This is a genomic window from Microcella alkalica (assembly GCF_014137945.1).
Lineage (GTDB): Bacteria > Actinomycetota > Actinomycetes > Actinomycetales > Microbacteriaceae > Microcella > Microcella alkalica.
The window spans coordinates 103,122-128,603 of the sequence record NZ_JACGWX010000006.1 but is presented as its reverse complement, the minus strand read 5'-3'; the positions used below and the strand labels follow the sequence as shown (position 1 = coordinate 128,603).

Sequence of the window (25,482 nt, the reverse complement as noted above, 5' to 3'; positions counted from 1 at the left end):
AGCGCATGCGGCGCGGCGTAGGGTGCGGGGCATGGACCCCCTCGCGCACGACCTCGACCGTCTCGCCGACCACCTGCTCGAGCAGGCGCTCGCCGCGCCCGACAAGCGCGCGACGCTGAAGCTCGAGCTCGGCCGGGTGCGGCTGTCGTGGGCGAGCGACAAGGGCGACCACGAGATCGAGGCGCTGCCCGGGATGCTGGTGCGCATCCCCGACGCGAAGCACCGGGTGGAAGCGCTCGAGCCGAGCGTCATGCTGCTGACCGCCGTATCGCTGCCGGGCAGCCACGCGCACTAGTCGCTCGGGAAGAGCCGGTCGTCCATCCACTCGATGAGGTCGCGCCGGACATCCTCCTGATTGAGCTCGTTGAAGACCTCGTGGCGCGCTTCGGCGTAGACGGCGAGCTCGATGTCGGTGAGGCCGCCGCGGCGCGCGTACTCCTCGACGAGCTTCACGGCGCTGGGCTCGCCGCCGAGCGGGTCGTCGTCGCCGACCATGACGAGCAGGGGGATGTCCCGCGCGAGCCGCTTCGGGCGGCCGTAGAGCCGCAGCCCGTCGCGCACCCCGAAGAGCTGGAGGATCTTCGCGTCGAAGGTGAGCGGGTCGGACCGGAAGAGCGCGTGCACCTCCGGGTCGCGGCTCAGCCACTCGACGCCCGTGTCGCCGAGGTGCGCGTGCTTGGCGTTGAGGTCGCCGGAGTTCATGTAACCGGGCATTCGGTAGCTCGTGCCCGTGAGCACCGCGGCGTCGTAGTCGGCGGCGTGGTCGTTGAGGATGATCTGCGCCATGAGCGAGCCCCACGAGTGACCGAGCAGGACGAGCGGGAGCTCGGGGTGGTCAGTGCGGATGATCGCGCTGAGGTCGCGGAGATCCTGGATCGTCGCGCGCAACCCACCCGGCCCGAGCTTGCCCATCTTCGAGGAGTCGCCGTCGGTCATCTCGACGCCCGTGATGCCGTGGCCGCGGTGGTCGTCGGCGTAGACGGCGTAGCCGGCGTTGACGAGCTCCTGCGCGAGGACCTCGTAGCGCAGCGCGTGCTCGCCGACGCCGTGAGCGAGCTGCACGACGGCCTTGGGCCGGCCGGGCGCCCACACGAAGTAGTGGATCGTCACCCCCTGGGCGTCGACGAAGGTGCGGTGGTCGCGCTCGGCGATGAACTTCACCATGGGTGGGCCTCCCTGCGTTCATCGTAGAGCTCGAAGGGGCCTCCGCGGAGCCTGGTGGAATGCTCCGCGACCCGAAGTCGTTAGCCAGGGTAATGATCTACGCTGACGATGATATGACGACTGCGAGCGACCCCGACGAAGAGCTGCGCGTGCTCATCCAGAAGGTGGCGCGGCGCATCCGTGCCGAGCGCGGCGGCGAAGGCATCACCGACACGCAGCTCGGGGTGCTGTGGCAGCTGGAGACGCACGGCCGCACCTCCCCCGGCGTGCTCGCCGAGCGCGAGCGCGTGAGTCCGCCGTCGATGAACCGCTCCATCAACGCCCTCGAGGCCGCGGGCCTCGTGCGCCGTGAACCGAGCGAGACGGATGCGCGCCAGGTCTGGGTGAGCCTCACCCCGGCGGGCGACGACCTGATCGCGGAGACCCGACGACTGCGCACCGCCTGGTTCCACCGCCAGCTGGACGCGCTCGAGCCCGACGAGCGCGCCGCGCTCGAGGCCGTGCGCCCCGTGCTGCGGAAGCTCGCCGACTCGTGAGGACGATGTTCCGCAGCCTCGGGCTCCTGAACTACCGGATCTGGTTCGTCGGGGCGATGGTGTCGAATATCGGCGCCTGGATGAACCGCACCGCACAGGACTGGCTCATCCTCACCGAGCTCACGAACGACGACGCCGCCGCCGTCGGGGTCGCCATGGCGCTGCAGTTCGGGCCCGCACTGGTCATCGGCCCCTACGCGGGCATCATCGCCGACCGCTTCGCCGGGCGAAGGCTGCTCGCCGCGACGCAGGCGCTGCAGGGTCTGCTCGCGCTCGGCCTCGGGCTCATCGTCATCCTCGATGTCGCCGAGCTCTGGATGGTCTACCTCTTCGCCCTCGGCCTCGGCATCGCGACGGCGCTCGACGCGCCCGTGCGCCAGACGTTCGTCGGCGAGCTCGTGGGCCCGACGCAGCTGCCGAACGCGGTCGCGCTCAACTCGGCGTCGTTCAACGTGGCCAGGCTCGTCGGCCCCGCCGTCGCCGGCCTCCTCGTCGCGACGATCGGCGCGGGCTGGGTCATCGCGATCAACGGCGCGACCTACGCCGCGACGCTGCTGGCGCTCGCGCTGCTGCGCGGCGATCAGCTGCACCCGCTGAAGAAGGAGAAGAAGGGGCGAGGCCAGCTCAAGGCGGGCATCCTGTACGTGCGCCGCCGCGGCGACCTCGTCGTCGTCTTCACGATGGTCTTCCTCGTCGGCACGTTCGGCTTCAACTTCGGCATCTTCACCGCGACGATGGCCAGGGTCGAGTTCGGTCGAGACGCCACGGCGTTCGGACTGCTGTCGAGCATCCTCGCGATCGGATCGGTGGCCGGCGCGCTCATGTCGGCCAGGCGGGAGCGCCCGAGGCTGCGAGTCATCGCGCTCGCCGCGCTCGGGTTCTCGTTCAGCGCGGCCGCCGCCGCCCTCATGCCGACGTTCGAAACCTTCGCGGTCGCTCTCGTGCTCGTCGGATTCACCTCGCTCACGATGATCACCTCGTCGAACGCGTACGTGCAGACGACCACGAGGCCCGCGATCCGCGGGCGGGTCACGGCGCTCTACCTCACGATCTTCATGGGAGGGACGCCCCTGGGCGCGCCGCTGCTCGGCTTCATCGCGAACGAGGCGGGGCCGCGCTGGGCGCTCGGCGTCGCCGCGCTCTCCGGGCTCGCTGCGGCGGCCGTCGCCGCACTGTGGATGCGCTCGACGCGCAACCTGCGCCTCGGGCGCGACGGCGGGCCGTGGTGGCGCGTGCGCGTGCGGTACGACGGGGACGACTACGACCTCGAGACCGCGACGCGCGAGATCGCGATCATAGAGGCGTCGGCGCGCAAGGGCTGATGCGCGCAGCTCGCGCCGAGCACAGGTTGTTCGGCCGCTGGCGGCACGCAGGACGGGTGGGAGGATCGGAGCATGGTGTCGAGGCTTCCGAACCCGTGGGCGGGTCAGCCCGGGTTCTGGGCCGCCGTGAACCGGTTCTTCTACCCGATCGCCGGGCCCGCCGCCGTCGGCATCGGCCGGCCGGAGGACCCGTACGTCGCTCCGCTCGACCCGACGTGCCCGCTCTGCGCGGCTCCGATGGCCGACCACGTGATCGAGCGCGGCGTCGGCACGACGGCCACGCGACTGCACTGCCCGCCCGCCGCGGTCTGAGCTCGGGCTAGTCGAGCACGAGGAGGATCTCGCGCGTCGCCTGCTCGACGGCTCCGTGCAGCGAGCGGAGGGCGGATGCCCGGCGCGGCAGGACGCGGTCGGCGTCGGCGGCCGCGGCCGCCTCGACGAGGCGGCTCAGCGTGGCTGCCGCCCGGCGGCTCTCGGCGAGCCCCGTCGCGCCGCCCTCCACCCCGAGCGCGCGGAGACTCTGCTCGGCGTGGACGAGTCCGTGCGCGACCGAGCGCGGGAACCGCTCGTCGAGGGCGAGGAGCTCGATCGCGGCCGAAGCGGTCGGCGCACCGCGATGGGCGCGCACGTGCGCCTCGTGCGCTCCGGCGCTGCGGAGCACGAACATCCACCCTGGGCCCGCCTCCGCGTCGTCGGCGTGCGCCGTCAGGAGACGGGCGGTCGCCGCAGCGCGCTCCAGCCGCCGGCCGAGGGCGATCAGCTCGAACGCGCCGTCGCGAGCGACCGCCGACTCGACGAGCCCGACGGCGAGCGCTGATCGCTCGCGCACCCAGGCGAGGAAGTCGCCGACGCGCGGCTCGACGACCTTGCGCGGCAGGCGAGCGCGGGTCGCGACGAGCATGTCGTAGAGCTCAGCGGGAAGCGCGTCGCGCGCGAGTCGCGCGGCGTCGCGGGCCTCGACGAGCGCGTGAGGGATCGAGGCGGGATGCGCGCGGTCGGCGGTGAGCAGATCGATCGCGGCTCTCCGGGAGAGCCCGTCATCGGCCGCGCGATCGACTCCGCAGGCGCGAAGGACGACCCCCGCGTCGGCCATGTCCGGCAGCGGATGCTCCTGCGCGAGCAGCAGATGCGCCTCCAGGATGCGCGCGGTCGCGTCAGCCCGCTCGATGCCTCGACCGAGGGCGACAAGGTGCGCGTGCGCGCTCGCGGAGACTCCCGCAGCGCCCCGCAGGAGGGGCTCGCCGATGCCCGTCATGCGGGGGAGCCTAAGCGGCGAGTGTTGCGCGAGTGTTACGCGCGCGTGGCCGGCGTCGACGCCCCCCGCGGGCGGGATGCGTCAGGACTCGCGGGTGATCTCGACGCGCACGAAGAGCTCCGAGCCGGAGCTGCCGGCGTAGACGCCGCGCAGTGGAGGCACGTCGCCGTATTCGCGTCCGCGGCCGACGACGACGTGGCTCTCCGCGATCTCGAGCGCGTTCGTGGGGTCGTAGCCCCGCCACTCGCCGTCGAACCACTCGACCCAGGCGTGCGACTCGCCGACGATCGGCTCGCCGAGCTCGGCATCGCGCCGCGGGTGCAGGTAGCCGCTCACGTACCGGGCGGGGATGCCCACCGCACGCAGCGCCCCGAGGGCGAGGTGGGCGATGTCCTGGCAGACGCCCGCGCGCTGCGCCCACGCCTCGGCCGCCGTCGTCTGCACGCCCGTGACGCCCGGCACGTAGCTGACCTCCTCGTGCAGGAACTCGCTGATCCGGAGGGCCGCGACGCCGGGATGCGAGGCATCGCGGGCGATGGCGCGTGCGCGCTCGACGACCTCCGCGGGCGGCGTCGTGTACCGGGTCTGGCGCGTCGCTTCGATGAGGCCGACGCCCCTGCTGACGACGCCGGGCAGGGCATCCCACGTCAGCGTCGCCGCTCCGACGTCGCGGCGGCGGACCTCGACGAGGCTCTCGGACGTGATCGTGAGCTCCCGGTGCGAGTGCAGCTGCTCGAAGAACACGACCCGCGTGCCCCAGTAGTCGAGGTACGGGTGCTGGTGCGAGCTCGGCGAGATGGAGAGGTGGGCCTGCAGGACGAGCTGACCGTTCGAGCTCGCGGGGAGCATCCTCGCCTCGTTGTAGGAGGCGGAGACGTCGCCGGCGTACGTGAACCCGGTCGTGTGGACGATGCGCAGTCTGCTCACGAGCGCTCGGCCACCCAGCTGGGCGCGGTGCTCGTCGGGAAGTAGCGCAGGCGCACCGCGTCGCTCGTGGCGCTCGTGGCCGACTGCACGGCGTCCATGAAGTGCGGCAGGTCGTCGATGATCTCGGTGATGGGCCGGTACTCGAGCTCGCTGCGGATCTGCCCGAGCCGGCGCAGAGCGAGATCGGCGACACCCGCACGGTCGGTGCGGGGCTCGATGTCGCGCAGGCAGCGCTCGGCCCGCAGGACGGAGTAGAGGATCGAGCGCGGGAAGAGCCGATCGAGGAGGAGGAACTCGGCGGCATTCTGCGCGCTCGGCACGCCCCGGTAGGTGCGCAGGTAGGCCTCGTACGCGCCGACGCTGCGCAGGATGGTCGTCCAGGCCGGACCGCTCGCCTCGGTGAGCGCGCGCGTGGCGAGCAGGCGGGCGGTCATGTCGGCGCGCTCGACCGATCGGCCGAGCGTGAAGAAGCCGTACACCTCGTCGCGGCTGCTCGAGCTCTCGACGATCCCGACGGCGAGCGCCGATCGCTCACGCACCCAGCCGAAGAACTCGGCGATCTTCTCGTCGCTCACCCGGCGCGGCATGCGGGCGGACGACGCGTTGAGGACCTCCCACAGCTCGGTGCTGACGATCTCGCGCGCGCGGCGGGCGCTCTCGCGCGCGGCGCTGATCGAGTAGGCGATCGATGCGGGATGGGTGCGGTCGATCGCGAGGATGCTGAGCACGTCGTGCCGCGTGAGGCGGGTCTCCTCCTCGATGTCGGAGCCCATGACGCTCAGCAGCGAGCGGCATGCGGTGTTCTCGTCGATCCACGGATCCTCCAGCAGCAGCTGGAGGTGCACGTCGAGGATGCGCGCGGTGCCGTCGGTGCGCTCGACGTACCGCCCGATCCAGTAGAGGCTCTCGGCGATGCGGCTCAGCATGGGCGGGCTCCCGTCGTCGAGTCGGGGGCGCGCGACTGCTGCTGCTGGCCCTGCTGGTCGCGGCGGGGATCGTCGAGCTCGCTCGTGTCCGGCGGGGGGAATCCGGCGACGATCGGGAGGCCGCTGGTCGCGGTGGACTGCTCGTCGACGATGCCGCGCACGTCGCGCCCGTGACTCATCACGGCGTCGCTGCCCACGACCCAGGTGTCCTTCGAGCCGCCGCCCTGGCTGGAGTTCACGACGAGCTCGCCCTCGGGGAGCGCAACGCGAGTCAGACCGCCAGGGAGGACCCACACGTCGGTGCCGTCGTTGACCGCGAAGGGCCGCAGATCGGTGTGTCGCGGCCGCATGCCGTCCTCGACGAGGGTCGGGATCGTGGACAGCTGGACGACGGGCTGCGCGATCCAGCCGCGCGGGTCGGCGATGAGGCGGGCTCGCAGCTCGTCGAGCTCCGCCGGGGTCGCCGCCGGCCCCACGACGAGGCCCTTGCCCCCGGAGCCGTCGACCGGTTTGACGACGAGCTCGTCGAGCCGATCGAGAACCTCGGCGAGCGCCGCCGGCTCCTCGAGCCTCCACGTGTCGACACTGGCGAGGATCGGATCCTCGCCGAGGTAGTAGCGGGTGAGGTCGGGCATGTAGGTGTAGACGAGCTTGTCGTCGGCGACCCCGTTGCCGACGGCGTTCGCGATCGTCACGTTGCCCAGACGGGCTGCGATCATCAGGCCGGGCGTGCCGAGCATCGAGTCGGCGCGGAAGCTCAGCGGGTCGAGGAACTCGTCGTCGACCCTGCGGTAGATGACGTCGACGCGCTGCGGGCCGGAGGTCGTGTGCATGTACACGCGCCCGCCCGAGCAGAACAAGTCGCGGCCCTCGACGAGCTCGACGCCCATGAGGCGGGCGAGGAGGGTGTGCTCGAAGTACGCCGAGTTGAACACCCCTGGGGTGAGTACGACGATCGTCGGCTCGTCGATGCCGGCCGGCGCCGAGGCGCGCAGGGCCGATAGCAGCCGCTGCGGGTACTCGCCGACGGGCCGCACGCGCATCGAGACGAAGAGTTCGGGGAGCGTCTGCGCCATCACTCGGCGGTTGGAGATGACGTAGCTGACCCCGCTCGGAACACGAACGTTGTCCTCCAGGACGCGCCAGCCGCCCGACTCGTCGCGGATCAGGTCGATGCCCGAGACCTGGATCCGCACGCCGTTGGACGCCTCGATGTCGTGAGCCTGCCGGTGGAAGTGGGAGGACGACGAGATGAGGCCAGCCGGGATGACGCCGTCGGCGATCGCGCGCTGCGGGCCGTAGACGTCGGCGAGGAAGGCCTCGAGCGCCCGCACGCGCTGGGCGATGCCGAGCTCGAGGGTCGCCCACTCGGAACGGCCGATCACGCGGGGCACCGCGTCGAGCGGGAACGGACGCTCCTCGCCGGCGAAGTCGAAGGTCACGCCCTGCGCGAGGTACGAGCGCGCCAGCGCGTCGGTACGGCCGCGCAGCTCGTCGGTGCTGAGCCGAGCGAGAGCCGCGTGAAGGTCTCGGTAGGGCAGCCGGACGGAGCTGTCGGGCGCGAACATCTCATCGATCGCGCGAGTCGACCCGCCGGTGGATCTGCGAGCGCCGTACTCGTGGAAGAGGTCGGCCATCCCCCGAGCATAGGCACCTCACGTTGCCGGGGTGTTTCCGAACTCCGCGCCTGCTTCACGTCGTGCTCGGATCGAGTGTCTGACAATGCTGTTAGGCTCCCCGCGCGCGGATCCACGGAGAGCTCCGGAGGCCGCTTGGAGACATCGAGAGGAGGGCTGTGGACGAGTCCCTGTCGGTGACGACCCTGCCCCACGCCGTCTACGAGGCGATGCGCGAGAGCATCCTGGCCCAGCGCGAGCCGCCGGGCGCGACCGTGACGGAGAAGGCGGTCGCCGACCGTTTCGGCGTGGCCCGACCGACCGCGAAGGCCGCCCTCGAGCGGTTGGTCGCCGAGGGATTGCTCCGTCGCAGCACCCACAAGACGGCCCGCGTGCCGCAACTCGATCGCGACGACATCGTCGACCTCTACGCGAACCGCGCCGTCATCGAGGAGGCCGCGCTGCGGCTGCTCGCCGTGACCGCCGCCGCCCCCTCCGAGGCCATCGACGCGCAGCGGATCATCGTCTCCGCAGCCGCGAGCGACGCCGAGGGGGCTGACACGGGTTCGCTCGCGCGCGCCGACATCGCCTTTCACCGCGCTCTCGTCGAGGCGCAGCCATCCCCTCGACTGGCGCGTCTGCACGCGCTGCTGATGGGCGAGATCGAGCTGTGCATCGGGCAGGTCCTCGCGCACCGGCTCCTCGCGCTCGACGACGTCATCGCCCAGCACCAGGGCATTCTCGACGCCGTCGCGCAGGGCGACTCCGATCTCGCGGGCCGGTTGACTCGCACGCACATCGAGGGGGCGCGCGATCGCCTGCTCGGCTACTTCGACGCGCAGCGCGATGCCCCGCCCGCCACGCTCAGCGACGGACGGGGCACCGACGCCTAGAACTGGATGCCGCGGGTCAGGGCGCCGTCGATGAGGAGGTTCGCCCCGCTGATGCGGCTCGCACGCGGGCTCGAGAGGAACACGACGCCCGCCGCGATCTCCTCCGCCGTTCCCATGCGACCGGTCGGGTTGAGGCCCATGGCGAACGAGAACAGGTCGGGGTTGCCCCCCTCGATGCTCTGCCAGACGCCGCCGGGAAAGTATGTGTTGCCCGGCGACACGGTGTTCGCGCGGATCCCCTTCTCGGCGACCTGGAGGGCGACGCCGGCCATATAGCCGATGATCGCCGTCTTGATCGTTCCGTAGGGGCCCGACGCGAAGTCCGCCTCGCGGCCGGACACGCTCGAGATCGCCACCGCCGACTTCACATCGCTCGCCTCGAGGTGCGGCAAAGCCGCCTTCACAAGGTTCACTGTGCCCATGAGGTCGACGCGGAACGACGCCTCCCAGTTCTCATCCGTGTCGGGGATGGCGAGGGCGCTGACGTTGGCGACGACCATGTCGATGCCGCCGAGGGCCGAGGCGGTGGCCTCCACCCACGATCGGATGCCCTCCGCGTCCCCGACGTCGAGCACGGTGCCGACGGCCCTGACGCCCGTGGCCTCGATCGCCGCCTGCGTGCTCTCCACCTCGGCGGCGTCCCGCGCGCAGAAGGCGACGTTCGCGCCCTCCGCGGCGAAGCCCTCCACGATCGCGCGGCCGATTCCCTTCGTGCCGCCGGTGACGATGGCGGTCTTGCCGGTGATTCCCAGATCCATGACGTTCTCCTTCGATTCGATCGATCAGGCGCGCAGGGGCGCGCCGACGGGCAGGACGGCCTTCGCGTACATCTCGTTGATGAGGAACGCGAACGCGAGGTAGATGGCGAGAGCGCCGGTGACGACTCCTTCGATCCCGCCGAACAGGCTGATGGCGGCGTTTCCCGTGAGCGCGCCGACGCCGAGGGAGCCGAGGAGGACTGCGGTGAGCGCGAGGATGATCGTGAGCATCCGCGGGGCGACCGCCGAGGCGACGACGAGGCCGATCGTGAAGACCATCCAGAGGAGCAGGTACCACCCGATGGCGACCGACGACACCGTCCACCACCCGTTGATGGCCCCGATGTTCAGGAAGGCGAACGACAGCCAGAGGAAGGAGTACCCGCCGAAGGCGGTCACGCCGAATGTGTCGCCCAGTCGGAAGGCCATGACGGCGACGATGGTCTGAGCGATGCCGCCGAAGAAGACGCCCATGACGAGCACCATCCCATCGACGGCGTACAGACCACTGTTGGCGAGACTCAGGAGCACGGTCGATACGCCGTAGCCCAGGAGCCCGAGGACGGCCGGGTTGGCGGACTTCTGTTCGTTCATGTGGTTCTCCACTTCATTGTGGGTCGGGGTGGATGGAGGGGTGGATCAAGGGGTGGTCCGCCGCAGTGCGCGGCCATCGCTAGCGCAGCTGACGAGCTGCCTGGCGAAGTTCGTGATGGATGCCGTCGTACGCAACGCCGCCCGGCATGAGCGACTTCGCGACCTTGACGACGACGCTGTAGTTGGCGTCGACGGCGTTGGCGATCGGGGCGAGGGAGGTCTGGGTCAGGAGCTGGTAGGCATCCATCGCGTGCAGCCCGAACATCTCGGTGAACCAGGTCACCATTTCGAGCTGGGCGATGCGCCACGAGTCCTCCATCGGCCGGGAGGAGCCGACGACCATCCAGTAGTCGTCGTTCTCGAGCCGCGGCCAGAGCGGCGCGGAGCCCTTGATGAGCTCGACGATGATGACGGAGTTCATCGCGCCTTCGACGGCGGTGCCGCACGCCTCGCCCTCTCCCTGGCGGTAGTGGCCGTCACCGATGGAGAACAGGGCGCCCTCGACGTTGACGCCGAGGTAGGCGGTCGTGCCGATCGTCATCTCGGGGGTGTCCATGTTCCCGCCGAAGCGCTCCGGCACGAGGCTCGTGCGCACCTCGCTCGCTCCGGGCGCGAGCCCGACCGTCCCGAGCATCGGCTCGAGCGGCAAGGACACCTCGAAGTCGCCGAACCGAGCCTGGAAGCCGACGGTCTGGCGAGCCGTGTCGACCTCGTAGATCCACGTGGCCTCGGGGAGAGCATCCTGCAGCAGAGCGGTGCGGTCGGTGCCGGTGAGCCCGCCGAAGAACGGGATCGTCGACGAGGCCCCGAAGCTGCGGGCGGGGGTGAGGTCGACGATGTGGAGGGCGAGTGTGTCGCCCGGTTCGGCGCCCTCGACGTAGAAGGGGCCCGTCTGCGGGTTCACGTAGCGGATGTCGATGTGCTGGCTCGGCAGGTGGTCGACGGAGGTGAGGGCGAAGTTGAAGGCGTCCTCCGACCAGAGCCGCATCGCGGTGCCTGGTTCGATGCGCATCGCCGGCTCGGCGCCGCCGAAGGTGTAGACGTACTGAGAGCGCTCCGGGGTGAACTCGATCTCGCGCATGAAGGCGGTCCTTCCGATCAGTCGGCGTGGTGGGAGGTGTAGGGGCTCAGTAGGGTGACGTGCTGCGGGCCGAGCTCGTCGAGGCTCGTGACGCCGAGCAGGCGCATGGTGCGCGTGATCTGATCCGAGAGGATGCTCAGCGCGCGCTCGACGCCCTCCTGGCCGCCCGCCATGAGCCCGTAGAGGTAGGCGCGGCCGATGAGAGTGCTGCGCGCACCCAGCGCGACCGCGGCGACGACGTCGGCGCCCGACATGATGCCCGTGTCGAGGAGGATCTCGAGGTCGGAGCCGACCTCCTTCGCGACCGAGGGCAGGAGCTGCAGGGGCACCGGCGCGCGGTCGAGCTGGCGGCCGCCGTGGTTCGAGAGCACGATCCCGTCGACGCCGAGGGCGGTGAGCGCAACCGCGTCGTCGAGCGACTGAACGCCCTTGACGACGAGCTTCCCCTTCCACATCTCGCGGATCCAGCGCAGGTCGTCGAAGGTCACGCTCGGGTCGAACATCGTGTCGATGAGCTCGGCGACCGTGCCGTCCCACTCCGACAGGCTCGCGAAGGCGAGCGGCTCGGTCGTGAGGAAGTCGATCCACCAGGCCGGCCTCGGGATGGCGTTGACGATCGTGCCGAGGGTGAGCGCGGGCGGGATGGACATGCCGTTGCGCTTGTCGCGCAGGCGCGCCCCGGCGACGGGCACGTCAACGGTCACCAGCAGGGTGTCGTAGCCGGACTGCGCCGCGCGCTCGACGAGCGCCATCGATCGCTCACGATCCCGCCATAGGTAGAGCTGGAACCACGCGCGCCCCTCGGGGATCGCCTCGCGCACCGCCTCGATCGAGGCCGTGCCCATCGTCGACAGGCTGAAGGGGATGCCGAACGCGGCAGCGGCGCGGGCGCCGGCGATCTCGCCCTCGGTCTGCATCATCCGGGTGAAGCCGGTCGGGGCGATCGCGAGCGGGAGCACGCTCGGCCCGCCGAGCACTGTGCGGTCGGTGCTGACCTCGGAGACGTCGCGGAGGATCGACGGGTGGAACTCGATGTCGAGGTACGCCTGGCGCGCGCGGGCGAGCGAGATCTCGGCCTCGGCGGCGCCGTCGGTGTAGTCGAACGGCGCCTTCGGCGTGCGCCGCTTGGCGATGGTGCGGAGGTCGTCGATCGTCAGGGCGCCGTTGAGCCGGCGGCGGCGGCCGTTGAGTTCGGGCCGCCGGAAGCGCATCAGGGGGGCGAGCTCTCGGGGGTTGGGCAACTGGCGCCGCACTGCGCACCGCCTTTCGCTGTCGAGGGGGTGATCAGCACAGTACGTCTATTCGGTACATTTGTCTAACACTTTCTGGCGGCCCCGATGAAGTGGGCAGGCGGATGCCCGGATCGGGCTCGGGGCTCGGGGCTCGGGGCTCGGGGCTCGGGGCTCGGGGCTCGGGCGGGATCTCAGCCCTGCGCGGCAAGCAGCTGCGCCTCGAGACGCTCGACGTCGTCGCGGTGGCAGAGCTCGGTCGCCTCCGTCATCGCGGTCGCGGTGCCGGCTGCGACGCCCGCGCGAAAGGCGGCGTCGAGGTCGCGGCCCTGCGCGAGCCGCAGGACGAGCGCGGCGAGGAACGAGTCGCCTGCCCCGACGGTCGAGCGCACCTCGACCGGCGGCACCTCGAGCCGCGTGACCCCGTCGGCCGTGACGAGAACGGCGCCGTCGCCGCCGAGGGTGAGCGCAACGACCTCGGCCGCGCCGCGGTCGACGAGCTCGCGGGCGGCATCCACGCGCGACTCGAGGTCGGGCAGCGCGCGCCCGACGAGCTCGCCGAGCTCGCGCGCCGATGGCTTCACGAGGTGCACGCCCTCGCGGAGGGCGGCGGCGAGCGCCGGTCCGGAGGCATCCACGATGCACCGCGCCCCGCGGGCCTTCGCCGATCGGGCGACGCGGGCGTAGAAGTCGTCCGGCATGCCCGGCGAGAGGGATCCGCTCGCGACGACGTAGCCGCCGGGCGACATGAGGCGCTGCGTCGCGGCGAGGCACTCGCTCCACTCATCGGTCGTCAGGTGCGGGCCCTGCAGCACGAAGCGGAACTGGCGGCCGGTCGCGAGCTCGTCGATCGTGACGTTCTCGCGCGTCGACCCGTCGATGGGGATGGCGCGGCCGATGATGCCATCGGCCTCCAGAAGTTGCCTGTATGCCTGCCCGGTCGGGCCGCCGACGGCGTAGATCGCGATCGACTGCCCGCCGAGGCGGTGGATGACGCGGCTGACGTTGACCCCGCCGCCGCCGGCATCGGTGCGGCTCGGCCCGCACCGGAGCTTGTGCTCGGGCTCGACGCGCTCGGTCGACGTCGACACGTCGAGGGCCGGGTTAACGGTGAGCGTCACGACGGGCGATGACTGCGCGGTGTGGGAGGCGGAGTCGGAGGGCGAGCGGTCGGCGGTCGCTGTCATGCCGCAGAGCCTAGGCCTCGGCGGCGGCCTGCAGGAGGGAGACCTCGTCGCGACGCGTCTGCCTGCGGTGGTTGAGCACCTCGATGAGCACGAGCGTGCCGACGACAAGCACGACGAAGACCGCGGCCTCGAGCGGGCTGCGCATCGCGAGCTCGGCGATCGCTTCGTAGGTCGCGACGCCCACGACGCCCCAGATGAGAGCCCAGGCGAAGCCGCCTACGGCGAGCGCCGGGAGGTACGCGATGAGGGGCATCCTCAGCGCGCCCGCGGCGAGGTTGGCGAGCGTCTGGAAGCCGACCGTCAGGAAGGAGGCGGCGACCACGGGCGCACCCCAGCGCTCGACGATGCGCTCGGCGCGGCTGAAGCGCGGCGTCTCGAGCCGGGCCTTCAGCCGCGTGCGGCGCGCACCGCCGCGCACCCCGCGCCCGAGCGCGTAGGTCGCCCCGCCGCGCAGCAGCACGACGACGTAGAACAGGCCGACGGCGAGCGGAAGCGACAGGCCGAACGCGGTGTCGAACGGCTCCATGGCCTCAGCCTAATGAGGCGTGCCCGCGGATGCCCGGGGCGAAGGTCCCGGATTCCGCGGGCGTTCCGGCGCGGTCGCCCTCCAGCCTCGGCTCATCGGCCGAGTCGGACCATGCTCCACGACGCTGCGGGCAGAATGAGGCGGACGCCGTCGCCGTGCGCCGCCGCCGTGTGGTTCGGGCGCGGGGCCGCGGCGTCGCCGGTCTCGGCCGTAGCGTCGCCGGTCGCACCTGCAGAGTGGCCGGCGCTCATCGTGACCGCGTCGAGCACCCGCAGCCCTCCGAGGCCGCGCCCGAACTCGCCGCGCAGGTCTATCGTCGCCTCGACCGCTCGGTCGGGCAGGCGATTGACGACGTACACGACGACTCCCCCGGTCTCGCCGCGCACCGCCGCCGCGCTGATGGCGGGCACCTCGCCGTGCTGCGCGGTGACGGAGACCGGCCCGTCGACGCTGGTGGAGAGGCTCGTGCCGCGCGCGTGCCGGGCTGTGAGCCTGAACGGGTGGAAGGTCGCGCGGCGCCGGGCGGGCCCGTCGGCGGGCGCCGCGATCGGCGCGATGACGTTGACGACCTGGGCCATGCACGCGGTCGTCACCCGGTCGGCGCGGCCGAGCATGGTGATGAGCATGTCGCCCACGACGACCGCGTCGGCTGCGGTGTACTCGTCCTCGCTGAGCGGGGGCGCCTCGGGCCAGTCGTCGCCCGTGGGCAGGGTCGCGGCCATGCGCGACTGGTACCAGACGTTCCACTCGTCGACTGAGATCGCCAGGGTCTTGTCGCTTCCGCGCTCGTCGCGCACGGCATCCGCGTGGTCGATGACGTCGCCGAGGTAAGCATCCATGACGGCACCTGCTGCGAGGAAGGAGGCGAGATCGTCGCCCGCGGGCTCGGCGTAGAAGTGGGCGGAGATCACGTCGGCGTCGTCGTAGGCGTACCGCAGCACCGTGCGCTCCCACTCGCCGAACGTCGGCATGAGCGGGCCGGACGAGCCGCACGCGACGAGCTCGAGGTCGGGCTCGAGCATGCGCATGGCCTTCGCCGTGCGGGCGGCGAGGCTGCCGTACTCGTCCGCGGTCAGCTGGCCCAGCTGCCAGGGGCCGTCGAGCTCGTTGCCGAGGCACCACATGCGCACGTCGAACGGCTGATCGCGCCCGTTGCGGCGCCGCTGCTCGGCGCGCTCGGTGCCGTGCGGGATGCGGGCGTACTCGAGCAGGTCGACCGCCTCGAGTACGCCCCGGGTTCCGAGATTCGTCGCGAGCATGAGCTCGCCTCCGACCTTCTCGACCCACTCGGCGAACTCGTGCAGGCCGACGTCGTTGGTCTCGGTGCTGTGCCACGCGAGGTTGAGGCGGCGCGGGCGGGATTCGCGGGGGCCGACGCCGTCCTCCCACCGATAGCCGGAGACGAAGTTGCCCCCCGGGTAGCGGAAGACCGTCATGCCGAGCTCGCACACGAGCTCGACGACGTCGCTGCGGAACCCCTCGGCGTCGGCCGTCGGGTGCGCGGGGTCGTAGATGCCGCCGTAGACGCCGCGGCCCATGTGCTCGACGAAGCCGCCGAACAAGCGCCGGTTCACGGGGCCGATCGGGTTCGCCCCGTCGACCGAGATCGTGACCGTCGCGGGCTGCGTCGCCGGCCCGCCCTCTGTCACGCCCACGTCCGGCGCGCCGCCTCCGCCGCGTAGGCGGCCCGCACGTGCGGTGCGGCGGGATGCTCGACCGAGGCATGCTCCGTGAGCGGCCACTCGGGCATCGCCCCGACGAGCATTCCCGCCGCCTGCCGCGCGGCCCCGCGGGCGACGTACTCCCCCGGCTCGGGCACCACGACGGGGAGGCCGAGCACCTCGGAGGCGATGCCGGGCACCGCGCGCGAGCGCGCGGCGCCCCCGACGAGGAGCAGGCGCCGCGGTCGCAGGCCCTGGCGCACGATCGCGTCGAGGCCGTCGGCGAGGCCGCAGAGCATCCCCTCGATCGCGGCGCGCGCGAGGTTTTCGCGCGTCGTCGAGGCGAGCGTCATGCCGCCGAGGGAGGCGGTCGCGTCGGGCAGGTTGGGGGTGCGCTCGCCCTCGAAGTAGGGCAGGAGAACGAGCCCGTCGGCGCCGGGGGCGGCGGCGCGCGCGAGGTCGGCGAGGCCGTCGTGGTTGACCCCGAGGAGGGCGGCGGTGACGTCGAGGACGCGCGCGGCGTTGAGCGTCGCGACGAGCGGGAGGAAGGCGCCGTCGGCGGAGGCGAAGCCCGCGACCGTGCCGCTCGCGTCGCGCACGGGCTCGGGGGTGACGGCGAACACCGTGCCGCTCGTGCCGAGCGAGATGACGACGTCGCCCTCCGCGGCGCCGAGCCCGAGGGCGGCGGCGGCGTTGTCGCCCGCGCCCGCTCCGATCGGGATGCCCGCGGGGAGCTCCGAAGCGCCCGTCGCGCCGACCGTCTCGAGCGGCTCGAGCACGCGCGGCACCCGCACGCGGCGGCCGAGAGCGCGCTCGAGCAGCTCGAGGTCGTACTGCCCGGTGGTGGGCGACCAGTATGCGGTGCCGCTCGCATCCGAGCGGTCGGTCGTGAGGGCATCGAGGTCGGGGCCGAGCGGGCTCTCGCCCGCAGGCCCGTGGCCGCGCAGCCGCCACGTGAGCCAGTCGTGCGGGAGGCAGACGGCGGCGACGCGGTCGGCGCTCTCGGGCTCGTGGTCGCGCATCCAGCGCAGCTTCGTGGCCGTGAACGACGCCACGGGCACGACGCCCGTGCGGCGCGCGTACTCGTCGGCGCCGACCTCGTCGACGAGTGCTGCGGCCGCGGCGGCCGAGCGGGTGTCGTTCCAGAGGAGGGCGTCGCGGACGACCCGGCCGTCGGCGTCGAGGGCGACCATGCCGTGCTGCTGGCCCGCGACCGCGATCGCGGCGACGTCGCCGAGACCGCCGGCGTCCGCGATCGCGGCGAGGAGGGCATCCCACCACGCCGTCGGGTCGACGGAGGTGCCGTCGGGGTGCGGAGCGCGGCCCTCGCGGACGACCGCGCCGGTGTCGGCGTCGACGACGACGACCTTGCAGCTCTGCGTCGAGGAGTCGACGCCGGCGACGAGGGTCATGACAGCTCCTGTGCTGAGAGGGGTCGGCCGGGGCGCGCGGCGAAACGGCGTCGCGCGCCCCGACCGAGTCGGGGGGTCTCGTGGGCTCCGGCTAGCGGGCGCCCATGAGGTGCTCGGTCGCGAGCTGCTGCAGACGGACGAAACCGAAGCCCTTTCCGTCGAAGTACGCGCCGGAATCGAACTGCTCGAAGGCGCTCGCGTCATCGAGCAGGTCGCGGATGCTCTCGCCCTCGCCGAGCGTCGGCTGCGACAGCTCGGCGACGCGGGCCGCCGCGAGGGCCTCCTGCACCTCCGGGTCGGCGCGGAAGGCGGCCGCGCGCTCCTTGAGCAGGAGGTAGGTGCGCATGTTGGCCTTCGCGCTCTCCCACACCCCGGTCTCGTCCTCGGTGCGGCTCGGCTTGTAGTCGAAGTGGCGGGGGCCGTCGTAGGCGCTGCCACCGCCGGGCCCGCCGTTCTCGAGTAGGTCGACGAGCGAGAACGCGTTGTGGAGGTCGCCGTGGCCGAAGACGAGATCCTGGTCGTACTTGATGCCGCGCTGGCCGTTGAGGTCGATGTGGAAGAGCTTGCCCGCCTCGAGCGCCTGCGCGATGCCCGCCGTGAAGTTGAGGCCCGCCATCTGCTCGTGCCCGACCTCGGGGTTGAGGCCGACGAGCTCGGGGTGCTCGAGCGTCTCGATGAACGCCATGGCGTGCCCGAGGGTCGGCAGCAGGATGTCGCCGCGCGGCTCGTTGGGCTTGGGCTCGATCGCGAAGCGGATGCCGTAGCCCTGCTCGGTGACGTACTGCGTGAGCAGGTTGACGGCCTCGCGGTAGCGCTCGATCGCGGCGCCCACGTTCTTGGCCGAGTCGTACTCGGCGCCCTCGCGCCCACCCCACATGACGAAGGTGTGCGCGCCGAGCTCGGCGGCGAGGTCGAGGTTGCGCAGCGCCTTGCGCAGCGCGAAGCGGCGCACGGCGCGGTCGTTGGAGGTGAACCCGCCGTCCTTGAACACGGGAGCGCTGAAGAGGTTCGTCGTGATCATCGGGACCTCCAGGCCCGTCGACTCGGTCGCGGCGATGAGGCGGTCGATCTGCGTGCGGCGCTCGGCGTCGCTCGAGCCGAAGGCGAAGAGGTCGTCGTCGTGGAGGGTCAGGCCGTAGGCGCCGAGCTCGGTGAGCGTCTCGACGACGTGCACGACGTCGAGGGGCGCGCGGGTCGGTCCGCCGAAGGGATCGGCGCCGTTGTACCCGACGGTCCAGAGGCCGAAGGTGAACTTGTCGGCGGGGGTGGGCGTCGTTGCCATGGGGTGTCTCCTCGCGGGGCGCCATGCTGCGCGCCTGATTTGTTGGTGTGCACAACGTATCATGGGCCCGGCGGACACGCCAGACTGGACGCATGGCGACGAGAAGGCCGACGACGATGGACGCAGGAGCGGTGCGGAGACGCAATCTCTCCGCGGTGCTCGAGCTCGTCCACCTGCGCCGCGGTGTCACGCGCGCCGACCTGACGCGCGCCCTCGGCCTCAACCGCTCGACCATCGGCGACCTCGTCGCGGTGCTCGCCGAGAACGGCTGGGTCGACGAGCGCGACGACGCCCCGCGATCGGGCGTCGGTCGCCCGAGCCCCCGGGTGCTGCCGCGGGATGCCCGGCTCGTCGCCGCGATCAACCCCGAGCTCGACGTGATCGACGTCGCGCTCGTGTCGCTCGGCGCAGAGATCGTCGCGCGTCGCCGAGTGCCGCTGTCGGAGCCGCCGACCGTCGCCGCGACCGTCGAGCGCGCCGCCCGCACGGTCGCCGAGCTCGCCGCCGACCACCCCGAGAGTACCGTCGTCGCCGCGGGCGTCGCCGTGCCGGGCCTCGTGCGGCACGAGGACGGCCTCGTGCGGCTCGCGCCGCGATTGGGGTGGCGGGAGGAGCCGCTCGCGGCTCCGCTCGCGGCGGCCATGGGCATCCCCGTCGCCGCCGCGAACGACGCGCACCTCGGGTGCCGGGCCGAGCAGTCGTTCGGCGCCGGGCAGGGCGCCCGCACGATGCTCTACCTCAACGGCGGGCCGAGCGGCATCGGCGGCGGGCTCGTCGTCGACGGCCGCCCGATGGACGGCGCCGCCGGATACGCCGGCGAGCTCGGGCACGCGAGCGTCGACCCGAACGGTCCGCTGTGCGCGTGCGGCGCGATCGGATGCCTCGAGGCGCTCGTGCCGCGCGCCGCGCTCGCGGCGGCCGTCGGGCTCGAGCACCCCGACGACGACACGCTCGAGAGCGCGCTGCTCACCGCGATCGTCGCGGAGGACACCGGCGGGCCCGTGCACGAGGAGGTCGCGCGTCAGCTGCGCTGGCTCGCGATCGCCCTGCGCGGCGCCGTCAACCTGCTGAACCCCGAGCGGATCGTGCTCGGCGGGCACCTGGCGGCCCTGTGGCGGGCGGCGGATCGCGACCAGCGGGCATCCCTTCTCGGTCAGGCGCTGCCGGTCAACGCGGCCGACGCGACGATCGAGGTCGCGGCGCTCGGCGGTCAGCGGCTGCTCATCGGGGCGGCCGAGCTCGCGTGGGACGGCCTCATCGCCGACCCGCTCTCCGCCGGCGAGAGCGACGCGGCGCGCGCGGACGCGCTGCCCGTCGTGTCGTAACTTTCGGCGCTAGGCTTCGAAACATGTCGACGGAAGCGCGCGTGACCCTTTCCGACGTCGCCGTCGAGGCGGGCGTCTCGCTCGCGACGATCTCGAAAGTGCTCAACGGGCGGCCGGATGTCTCGGCCGCGACCCGCTCGCGCGTGGAGGACCTGCTCGCGCGGCACGGCTACCAGCGCCGCACCGGGCCCACGACAGCGAAGCCCGAGCTGCTCGAGCTCGTCTTCCACGAGCTCGACCGCATCTGGTCGATGGAGCTCATCGACGGCGTCGAGGCCGTCGCGAAGGAGCACGGCCTGAGCGTCGTGCTCACCGTCACGGGCGACCGCCACTCGCCCGGGAGCGAGTGGCTCGAGGGCGTACTGCGGCGGCGGCCGGCGGGCGTCATCCTCGTGTTCTCCGACCTGGCGCCCGCGCTGCGCGAGCGGTTGCGCTCGCGCGCGATCCCCTTCGCGATCGTCGACCCCGCCGGAGACCCCTCGCCGGATGTGCCCTCCGTCGGGTCGGCGAACTGGTCGGGCGGGCTCGCCGCGACGCGCCACCTCATCGAGCTCGGGCACACGCGCATCGCCGCGATCACCGGCCCCGCCGACATGATGTGCTCGCTCGCGCGCCTCGACGGCTATCGCTCGGCCATGAACTCGGCCGGGCTCGCGATCGACCCGGCGTGGGTGCGCTACGGCGACTTCCACGTCGAGGGCGGGCGCGCCGAGGCGATGCGCCTGCTCGACCGGCCCGACCGGCCGACCGCGATCTTCGCCGGCAGCGACCTGCAGGCGCTCGGCACGCTCGAGGCGGCGCGCGCGCTCGGGCTCCGCGTGCCGGAGGACCTCTCGATCGTCGGCTACGACGACATCCCGCTCAGCCGCTGGGTGAGCCCGCGCCTGACCACGGTGCATCAGCCGCTGCGGCAGATGGGCGTCGAGGCGGCGCGGCTCGTGCTCGCCGTCGCCGCGGGCGGCGCGATCGCGACCCAGCGCATGGACCTCGCGACGAGCCTCGTGGTGCGCGACTCGACGGCGCCGCCGCGGACGTAGCCCTGCTCGCCCCCCTCCCTTCCTCCGTCGTCGTCGTCGTCGACCAAATGAAGGGAGCCGGGCGGCGGTGCTCGGCGTGTCGGGTGCGACACGCCGTTGGAGCGCGCCCGGCTCCCTTCATTCGGTCACGGGTGGAGGCGAGCACGGGAGCGAGTGGGCGGGGCGCGGCTAGGGGTGGGCGAGCTCGACGACCTGCGCCGACGAACCTGCGGGCAGAGCGACCTCGGCGCGAGCATCCGCCGCCCGGATCGTGTAGTCGCCCGCGAAGCCGGACACGCGCACGCGACCGGCGGCGTCGGTGCGCAGCGTCGTCGCGGGCAGCCACCACTCGTCGCGCACGAGAGAGCGCAGACGGTCGAACGAGGGCTTGCGCGAGCCGTCGGCGCGGACGAGGCCGACGGGGGCGCCGAGCCAGGCTCCGCGGTCGGTGATGCCCCAGTAGGTGACCGAGGCGACCGCCGGGTGGCCGACGAGCATCCGGTAGTGCTGCTCGAGCTCATCGGCCTGGCGCGCCTCGCCCTCGGGCGTCGACGGCCACGACTCGGGCTGGAAGTCGTTGAGGTCGACGATGTCGGGCGGCATGAGGTCGCCCGAGACGATCGTCGTCTCGGTGAAGTGCACAGGCAGGCCGAAGCGCCAGAAGCGGTCGGCGAGCTCGAGCAGCTGCGCTCCGCGGAAGCCCTGGTGCATGTGCGTCTGAACGCCGATGCCGTCGAGCCGGATTCCGGCCTCGAGCACGCCCTCGATGAGCCGCTCGTAGTCGGCCGAGAGGTCGAAGTCGTTGAGCAGCAGGCGCGCTCCCGGGTCGGCGGCGCGCGCCTCGTCGACCGCGAGCCGCACCATCTCGACACGGCCGAGGTGGCGGGCGAGGCGCGAGATCGCGTTCGGCACGCCGTCGGGCTCGTTGACGAAGTCGGGCATGATGACGACCTCGTTGATGGCGTCCCACTCGTCGACGAGGCCAGCGAAGTCGCTCGCCTCGCGGCGTACCCGGGCGCGCACGATCGCCTCGATCTCGGCGTCGGGGAGCGCGTCGAGCCAGCGCGCCTTGACGGTGTGCCACACGAGCGGGTGCCCCTTGACGCGCACGCCGCGCTCACGGAACCAGCGCGCCGCGGCCTGCAACGACGCGGTGCGAGGATGCCCGCGCGCGGGCTCGAACTCCCCCCAGTAGAACGGCAGGACGGCGAGGGTGAACAGCTCCAGCCAGTCGGCGGCGAGCGCTCTCTCGTCGGCACCGCCGTTGGCGTGCTCGATGAGGTCGAAGCCGATGCAGCCGAACGCGAAGGCGTGCCGCACCTGCTCGACGATGACGTCGCGGTCGGCGAGCGGCCGGCCCCCGAAGTCGAGCAGCGTCAGCTCGGCCTCGCCGCGCCGGTGCGCGAACGCGTCGGTGGCGACGCCCGCGCGGGCGTCTCCGTCGGTCGCGCCACGCGCTCGGGCAGACCCGTCGCTCACGCGCCCGCCAGCACCTGGAATCGCGCGTGCACGGCCCGGTCGGCGCCGAGCTCGCGCGGCGCCCCTGTCACCTCGACGCGGTGCACGAGCGGGATGTCGGCGCTCGATCGGCCGAAGCCGAGCTCGATCGCGCCCGGCTCGACGATGCGCTGGCCGTCGCGACCGGTGAAGCCCGCGAGGTCGACGGGCACGGTCGCGACGACGCGCGCGCTCGACCCGGCGGGCACGACGACGCGCTGGTAGCCGATGAGCCGCTGCACGGGGCGCACGATCGACGCGACCGGGTCGTGCAGGTAGAGCTGAACGACCTCGACGGCGTGGCGGTCGCCCGTGTTGACGAGGCGCATCGACAGCACGACCTCGCCGTCGGTCGTCGCTGTGGTGTCGGGGCTCTCGAGATCGGTCCAGGTGGCCGAGCCGTAGCCGAGCCCGTGCCCGAACGGGTAGGCCGCGGTCGGGTCGATGTTCGAGACCCCGCTCTTGCGGGCGAGCGGCGCCGCGAGGTAGGTCGACGGCTGAACGCCGCGATGAGCGGGGATGCTCACGGGCAGTCGACCGGACGGCTCGATGCGCCCGCTCAGCACGCCCGCGATCGCGGCCGCTCCTTCCTCGCCGGGGAAGAACGCCTGCACGATCGCCGCAGCCCGCGTCGTCGCGGAGCCGAGTGCGTACGGCCGGCCCGCGAGCATCACGAGCACGACGGGCGTGCCGGTGTCGAGCACGGCGTCGAGCAGCTGCTGCTGCGCGCCGGGCAGGGCGAGGTCGTCGGCGTCGCAGCCCTCGCCGCTCGTGCCGCGGCCGAAGAGTCCGGCCCGGTCCCCGAGCACGACGAACGCGACGTCGGACTCGCGGGCGGCCGCGACGGCGGCGGCGATGCCCTCCGTCGAGCCGTCGTCGATGCCGGTGCCGTGGACGTGCGCGACGGTCGCGTGCGCGAATTCGGCGCGCACGGCATCCAGGACGGTCGCGATGTCGATGCCGAGCTCGACGCCCGGATGCTGCGAGACGACGTGCGTCGGGAAGGAGTAGCAGCCGAGCATCGCGTAGCGCTCGTCGGCGTTGGGGCCGATGACGGCGATGCGCGCGGCCGCGCCTCCGCCGACGGCGAGCGGCAGGACGCCGTCATTGCGGACGAGGACGATTGAGCGCTCGGCGAGCGCGCGCGCGAGGGCGCGGTTCGCCGGCGGGTCGAGGTCGATCGTGCCTCGGACGGCGGCGAGGTCGAGGTCGACGCCGCGCAGGGCGGGCGGTACGGCATCCCACCCGTCGTCGAGGAGACCGAGCTCGAGCTTCTGGGCGAGCACGCGGCGCAGGGCCGTGTCGACGAGAGCCTCGTCGATCGCACCCTCCTCGACGGCGCGGCGCAGCGGCTCGCCGAAGGTCTTCACGGTCGGCAGCTCGACGTCGATGCCCGCGGAGAGCGCGGCGCCCGCCGCCTCTGCCCACGAGCCGGCCGTGCCGTGCAGGAGCTTGAGGAACGCGATGGCGAAGTAGTCGGCGACGACCGTGCCGGTGAAGCCCCACTCCTCGCGCAGCAGCTCGGTGAGCAGGCTGCGGTCGGCCGCGCTGGGCACCCCGTCGAGGTCCGTGTAGGAGTTCATGACGCTGCGCGCGCCGCCCTCGCGGATCGCCATCTCGAACGGCGGAAGGAGAACGTCGGCGAGCTCGCGCGCCCCGATCGACACCGGAGCGAGGTTGCGGCCCGCGCGCGAGGCCGAGTAGCCGACGAAGTGCTTGAGCGTCGCGACGACGCCCGAGGACTCGAGGCCGCGCACGTACGCGCTTCCCACCGTCGCGACGAGGTACGGATCCTCGCCGATGGTCTCCTCCACGCGCCCCCAGCGGGCGTCGCGGACGACGTCGAGCACGGGCGCGAGACCCTGGTGCACGCCGACCGAGCGCATGTCGGCGCCGATGCGCTCCGCCATGCGCTCGACGAGCTCGGGGTCGAAGCTCGCGCCCCACGACAGCGGCACGGGGTACGCCGTCGCGCCCCACGCGGCGAAGCCCGCGAGGCACTCCTCGTGTGCGACGGCCGGGATGCCGAAGCGGCTCTGCGCGGTGATGCGCCTCTGGGTCGTGAGGAGCGAGAGGGCGCCGACCCCGGCATCCACCGGAGCGGTGCCGAAGGGCCGCGTCAGCTGCCCGAGGCCCTCCGCCAGGATCTCGTCGAGGTCGATCGCGTCGTCGAGGTCGTGCTGGTGGGGGGCGACGTCGCCGCCGTCGGCACCGGCGCCGACCCACACGCCGTAGAGCTGCGCGACCTTCTCGGGCAGCGTCATCGCCGCGACGAGGGCATCGACGCGATGGTCGGCGGGGAGGCCGCGATCGCGCCAGGGGGCGTGGCCGTCGGTCGTGACGGCGGGGGCGGGGTGGTTGGTCATCCCTTGACGGCTCCTGTCAGACCGCCGACGATGCGGCGCTGGGCGAGGGTGAAGAACAGAAGGGCGGGCAGCATCGCGATCGATGTGAAGGCGAGCACCCCCGCGGTGTCCTGCGAGTAGGCGGTCGAGAAGTACTGCACGCCGACGGGCAGCGTCGCGGTGGCGGGGTTGCCGAGCAGCAGCAGCGGCAGCAGGTAGGCGTTCCAGCTCGCGACGAAGGCGAGCACGCCGACGGTGATGAGCCCCGGCCACGACAGCGGCAGCAGCACGCGCCAGAAGAAGGTGAAGCGCCCGGCGCCGTCGATGAGCGCGGCGTCCTCGAGCTCGGCCGGGATCGCCCGGAGGAACGGCACGAGGATGATGATCGTCGTCGGCAGGGCGAATGCGATCTGCGGGCCGATGACGGCGAGCAGGTTCCCGAGCAGGCCGAACGAGCGCAGCATCGTGAAGAGGGGCAGCACCGCGACCGTGAGGGGGAAGAGCAGACCCGCGGTGAAGAGCGAGAACAGGAACGTGCGCCCCCGGAACTCGTACCGGGCGATGACGAACGCAGCCATGACGCCGAGGAGCACGACGCCCGCGGTCGTCGCGACGGCGACGATCGTCGAGTTGGTGAACTGCGTCCAGAAGTTCGGGTCCTGGAAGACGGCGCCGTACTTGTCGAACACCCACGGGTCGGGGAAGCCGCCGGGGTCGCGATTGATCTGCGCCGTCGTGCGGAACCCGCCGAGGATCACGTAGATCACCGGCGCGACGGTGATGCCGCAGATGACGAGCGCGATGATGTACGCCACCGGGGTGCCCCAGCGTCCCGTGCCGGGGCGGCCCGAGCTGCGGGGGGCTGATGCCCGGCGCGAGCTCGATCGGTCGGCCTCCGTCGTGCGGTCGGGTGCGGTCGTGATGGCCACG

The 25,482-nt window shown here is 72.4% G+C and carries 24 protein-coding genes; 7 read left to right on the top strand and 17 right to left on the bottom strand.

The window, feature by feature from the left end:
- Nucleotides 1–31: 31 nt before the first annotated feature.
- The gene (locus FHX53_RS11315) at nt 32–295 is read left to right on the top strand and encodes a cupin domain-containing protein (RefSeq protein WP_182491448.1); all 264 of its coding nucleotides are present in this window, start codon (nt 32–34) and stop codon (nt 293–295) included.
- On the opposite strand, the gene FHX53_RS11310 is transcribed toward FHX53_RS11315, so the two are convergent.
- Nucleotides 292–1,164, bottom strand: coding sequence for an alpha/beta fold hydrolase (locus FHX53_RS11310; protein ID WP_182491447.1), 873 nt, complete (start codon nt 1,162–1,164; stop codon nt 292–294). The two genes, FHX53_RS11315 and FHX53_RS11310, sit on opposite strands and share 4 nt — an antisense overlap.
- Nucleotides 1,165–1,277: 113 nt before the next feature.
- Here FHX53_RS11310 and FHX53_RS11305 point away from each other — a divergent pair, with 113 nt between their 5' ends.
- From FHX53_RS11305 to FHX53_RS11295, 3 genes are all read left to right on the top strand, one after another.
- Entirely contained in the window at nt 1,278–1,700 is a 423-nt protein-coding gene (locus FHX53_RS11305) for a MarR family winged helix-turn-helix transcriptional regulator (protein WP_246335670.1), read from the top strand.
- A gap of 5 nt (nt 1,701–1,705) precedes the next feature.
- Nucleotides 1,706–3,022, top strand: a complete 1,317-nt coding sequence (locus tag FHX53_RS11300; RefSeq protein ID WP_220476396.1) for an MFS transporter — start codon at nt 1,706–1,708, stop codon at nt 3,020–3,022.
- Nucleotides 3,023–3,094: 72 nt separating this feature from the next.
- Nucleotides 3,095–3,334, top strand: a complete 240-nt coding sequence (locus FHX53_RS11295) for a hypothetical protein (protein WP_182491444.1) — start codon at nt 3,095–3,097, stop codon at nt 3,332–3,334.
- Between the two features lie 7 nt (nt 3,335–3,341).
- Here FHX53_RS11295 and FHX53_RS11290 read toward each other — a convergent pair whose 3' ends face one another.
- The 4 genes from FHX53_RS11290 to FHX53_RS11275 form a co-directional block, all read right to left on the bottom strand.
- On the bottom strand, nt 3,342–4,277 hold the full coding sequence (locus FHX53_RS11290) for an alpha-E domain-containing protein (RefSeq protein ID WP_182491443.1): 936 nt from the start codon (nt 4,275–4,277) through the stop codon (nt 3,342–3,344).
- 81 nt (nt 4,278–4,358) lie between these two features.
- Nucleotides 4,359–5,204 carry a transglutaminase N-terminal domain-containing protein gene (locus FHX53_RS11285; RefSeq protein WP_182491442.1) on the bottom strand — a complete coding sequence of 282 codons (846 nt, stop codon included), beginning with the start codon at nt 5,202–5,204 and terminating at the stop codon, nt 4,359–4,361.
- On the bottom strand, nt 5,201–6,130 hold the full coding sequence (locus FHX53_RS11280; protein WP_182491441.1) for an alpha-E domain-containing protein: 930 nt from the start codon (nt 6,128–6,130) through the stop codon (nt 5,201–5,203). Before FHX53_RS11280 ends, FHX53_RS11285 begins: the two co-directional genes overlap by 4 nt.
- The gene (locus tag FHX53_RS11275) at nt 6,124–7,767 is read right to left on the bottom strand and encodes a circularly permuted type 2 ATP-grasp protein (RefSeq protein WP_182491440.1); all 1,644 of its coding nucleotides are present in this window, start codon (nt 7,765–7,767) and stop codon (nt 6,124–6,126) included. The genes FHX53_RS11280 and FHX53_RS11275 overlap by 7 nt, the downstream gene beginning before the upstream one ends.
- A 158-nt stretch (nt 7,768–7,925) precedes the next feature.
- On the opposite strand from FHX53_RS11275, the gene FHX53_RS11270 reads away from it, so the two are divergent.
- Nucleotides 7,926–8,639, top strand: coding sequence for a GntR family transcriptional regulator (locus FHX53_RS11270; protein WP_343050988.1), 714 nt, complete (start codon nt 7,926–7,928; stop codon nt 8,637–8,639).
- Here the strand turns inward: FHX53_RS11270 and FHX53_RS11265 are convergent.
- From FHX53_RS11265 to xylA, 9 genes are all read right to left on the bottom strand, one after another.
- On the bottom strand, nt 8,636–9,397 hold the full coding sequence (locus FHX53_RS11265) for an SDR family NAD(P)-dependent oxidoreductase (RefSeq protein ID WP_182491439.1): 762 nt from the start codon (nt 9,395–9,397) through the stop codon (nt 8,636–8,638). The two genes, FHX53_RS11270 and FHX53_RS11265, sit on opposite strands and share 4 nt — an antisense overlap.
- Nucleotides 9,398–9,421: 24 nt before the next feature.
- Nucleotides 9,422–9,991: an acetate uptake transporter gene (locus tag FHX53_RS11260; RefSeq protein WP_182491438.1), complete on the bottom strand. Its 570-nt coding sequence runs from the start codon at nt 9,989–9,991 to the stop codon at nt 9,422–9,424.
- 79 nt (nt 9,992–10,070) lie between these two features.
- The gene (locus tag FHX53_RS11255) at nt 10,071–11,072 is read right to left on the bottom strand and encodes an acetamidase/formamidase family protein (protein ID WP_182491437.1); all 1,002 of its coding nucleotides are present in this window, start codon (nt 11,070–11,072) and stop codon (nt 10,071–10,073) included.
- A 17-nt stretch (nt 11,073–11,089) separates the two neighbouring features.
- Nucleotides 11,090–12,283 carry an alpha-hydroxy acid oxidase gene (locus FHX53_RS11250; RefSeq protein WP_182491535.1) on the bottom strand — a complete coding sequence of 398 codons (1,194 nt, stop codon included), beginning with the start codon at nt 12,281–12,283 and terminating at the stop codon, nt 11,090–11,092.
- Nucleotides 12,284–12,495: 212 nt separating this feature from the next.
- On the bottom strand, nt 12,496–13,488 hold the full coding sequence (locus tag FHX53_RS11245) for a 1-phosphofructokinase family hexose kinase (protein WP_182491436.1): 993 nt from the start codon (nt 13,486–13,488) through the stop codon (nt 12,496–12,498).
- A gap of 10 nt (nt 13,489–13,498) precedes the next feature.
- Nucleotides 13,499–14,014, bottom strand: a complete 516-nt coding sequence (locus FHX53_RS11240; RefSeq protein WP_182491435.1) for a DedA family protein — start codon at nt 14,012–14,014, stop codon at nt 13,499–13,501.
- A gap of 92 nt (nt 14,015–14,106) precedes the next feature.
- Nucleotides 14,107–15,669 carry an alpha-N-arabinofuranosidase gene (locus FHX53_RS11235; protein ID WP_343050987.1) on the bottom strand — a complete coding sequence of 521 codons (1,563 nt, stop codon included), beginning with the start codon at nt 15,667–15,669 and terminating at the stop codon, nt 14,107–14,109.
- Nucleotides 15,660–17,087: a xylulokinase gene (xylB, locus tag FHX53_RS11230; RefSeq protein WP_182491434.1), complete on the bottom strand. Its 1,428-nt coding sequence runs from the start codon at nt 17,085–17,087 to the stop codon at nt 15,660–15,662. The genes FHX53_RS11235 and xylB overlap by 10 nt, the downstream gene beginning before the upstream one ends.
- A gap of 91 nt (nt 17,088–17,178) precedes the next feature.
- On the bottom strand, nt 17,179–18,369 hold the full coding sequence (gene xylA, locus FHX53_RS11225) for a xylose isomerase (protein ID WP_182491433.1): 1,191 nt from the start codon (nt 18,367–18,369) through the stop codon (nt 17,179–17,181).
- 92 nt (nt 18,370–18,461) lie between these two features.
- Between xylA and FHX53_RS11220 the strand changes: the two genes are divergently transcribed.
- Together FHX53_RS11220 and FHX53_RS11215 are read left to right on the top strand one after the other, a co-directional pair.
- On the top strand, nt 18,462–19,694 hold the full coding sequence (locus FHX53_RS11220) for an ROK family protein (protein ID WP_246335669.1): 1,233 nt from the start codon (nt 18,462–18,464) through the stop codon (nt 19,692–19,694).
- A gap of 41 nt (nt 19,695–19,735) precedes the next feature.
- Nucleotides 19,736–20,731, top strand: a complete 996-nt coding sequence (locus FHX53_RS11215; RefSeq protein WP_343050986.1) for a LacI family DNA-binding transcriptional regulator — start codon at nt 19,736–19,738, stop codon at nt 20,729–20,731.
- A gap of 168 nt (nt 20,732–20,899) precedes the next feature.
- On the opposite strand, the gene FHX53_RS11210 is transcribed toward FHX53_RS11215, so the two are convergent.
- Genes FHX53_RS11210 through FHX53_RS11200 form a run of 3 tightly spaced genes read right to left on the bottom strand, consistent with a single transcriptional unit; the run spans nt 20,900 to nt 25,481 of the window.
- Nucleotides 20,900–22,189 carry an endo-1,4-beta-xylanase gene (locus FHX53_RS11210; protein WP_182491431.1) on the bottom strand — a complete coding sequence of 430 codons (1,290 nt, stop codon included), beginning with the start codon at nt 22,187–22,189 and terminating at the stop codon, nt 20,900–20,902.
- The gene (locus FHX53_RS11205) at nt 22,186–24,573 is read right to left on the bottom strand and encodes a beta-xylosidase/alpha-l-arabinosidase (protein ID WP_182491430.1); all 2,388 of its coding nucleotides are present in this window, start codon (nt 24,571–24,573) and stop codon (nt 22,186–22,188) included. The genes FHX53_RS11210 and FHX53_RS11205 overlap by 4 nt, the downstream gene beginning before the upstream one ends.
- Nucleotides 24,570–25,481 carry a carbohydrate ABC transporter permease gene (locus FHX53_RS11200; protein WP_343050985.1) on the bottom strand — a complete coding sequence of 304 codons (912 nt, stop codon included), beginning with the start codon at nt 25,479–25,481 and terminating at the stop codon, nt 24,570–24,572. Before FHX53_RS11200 ends, FHX53_RS11205 begins: the two co-directional genes overlap by 4 nt.
- Between the last annotated feature and the right edge of the window lies 1 nt (nt 25,482).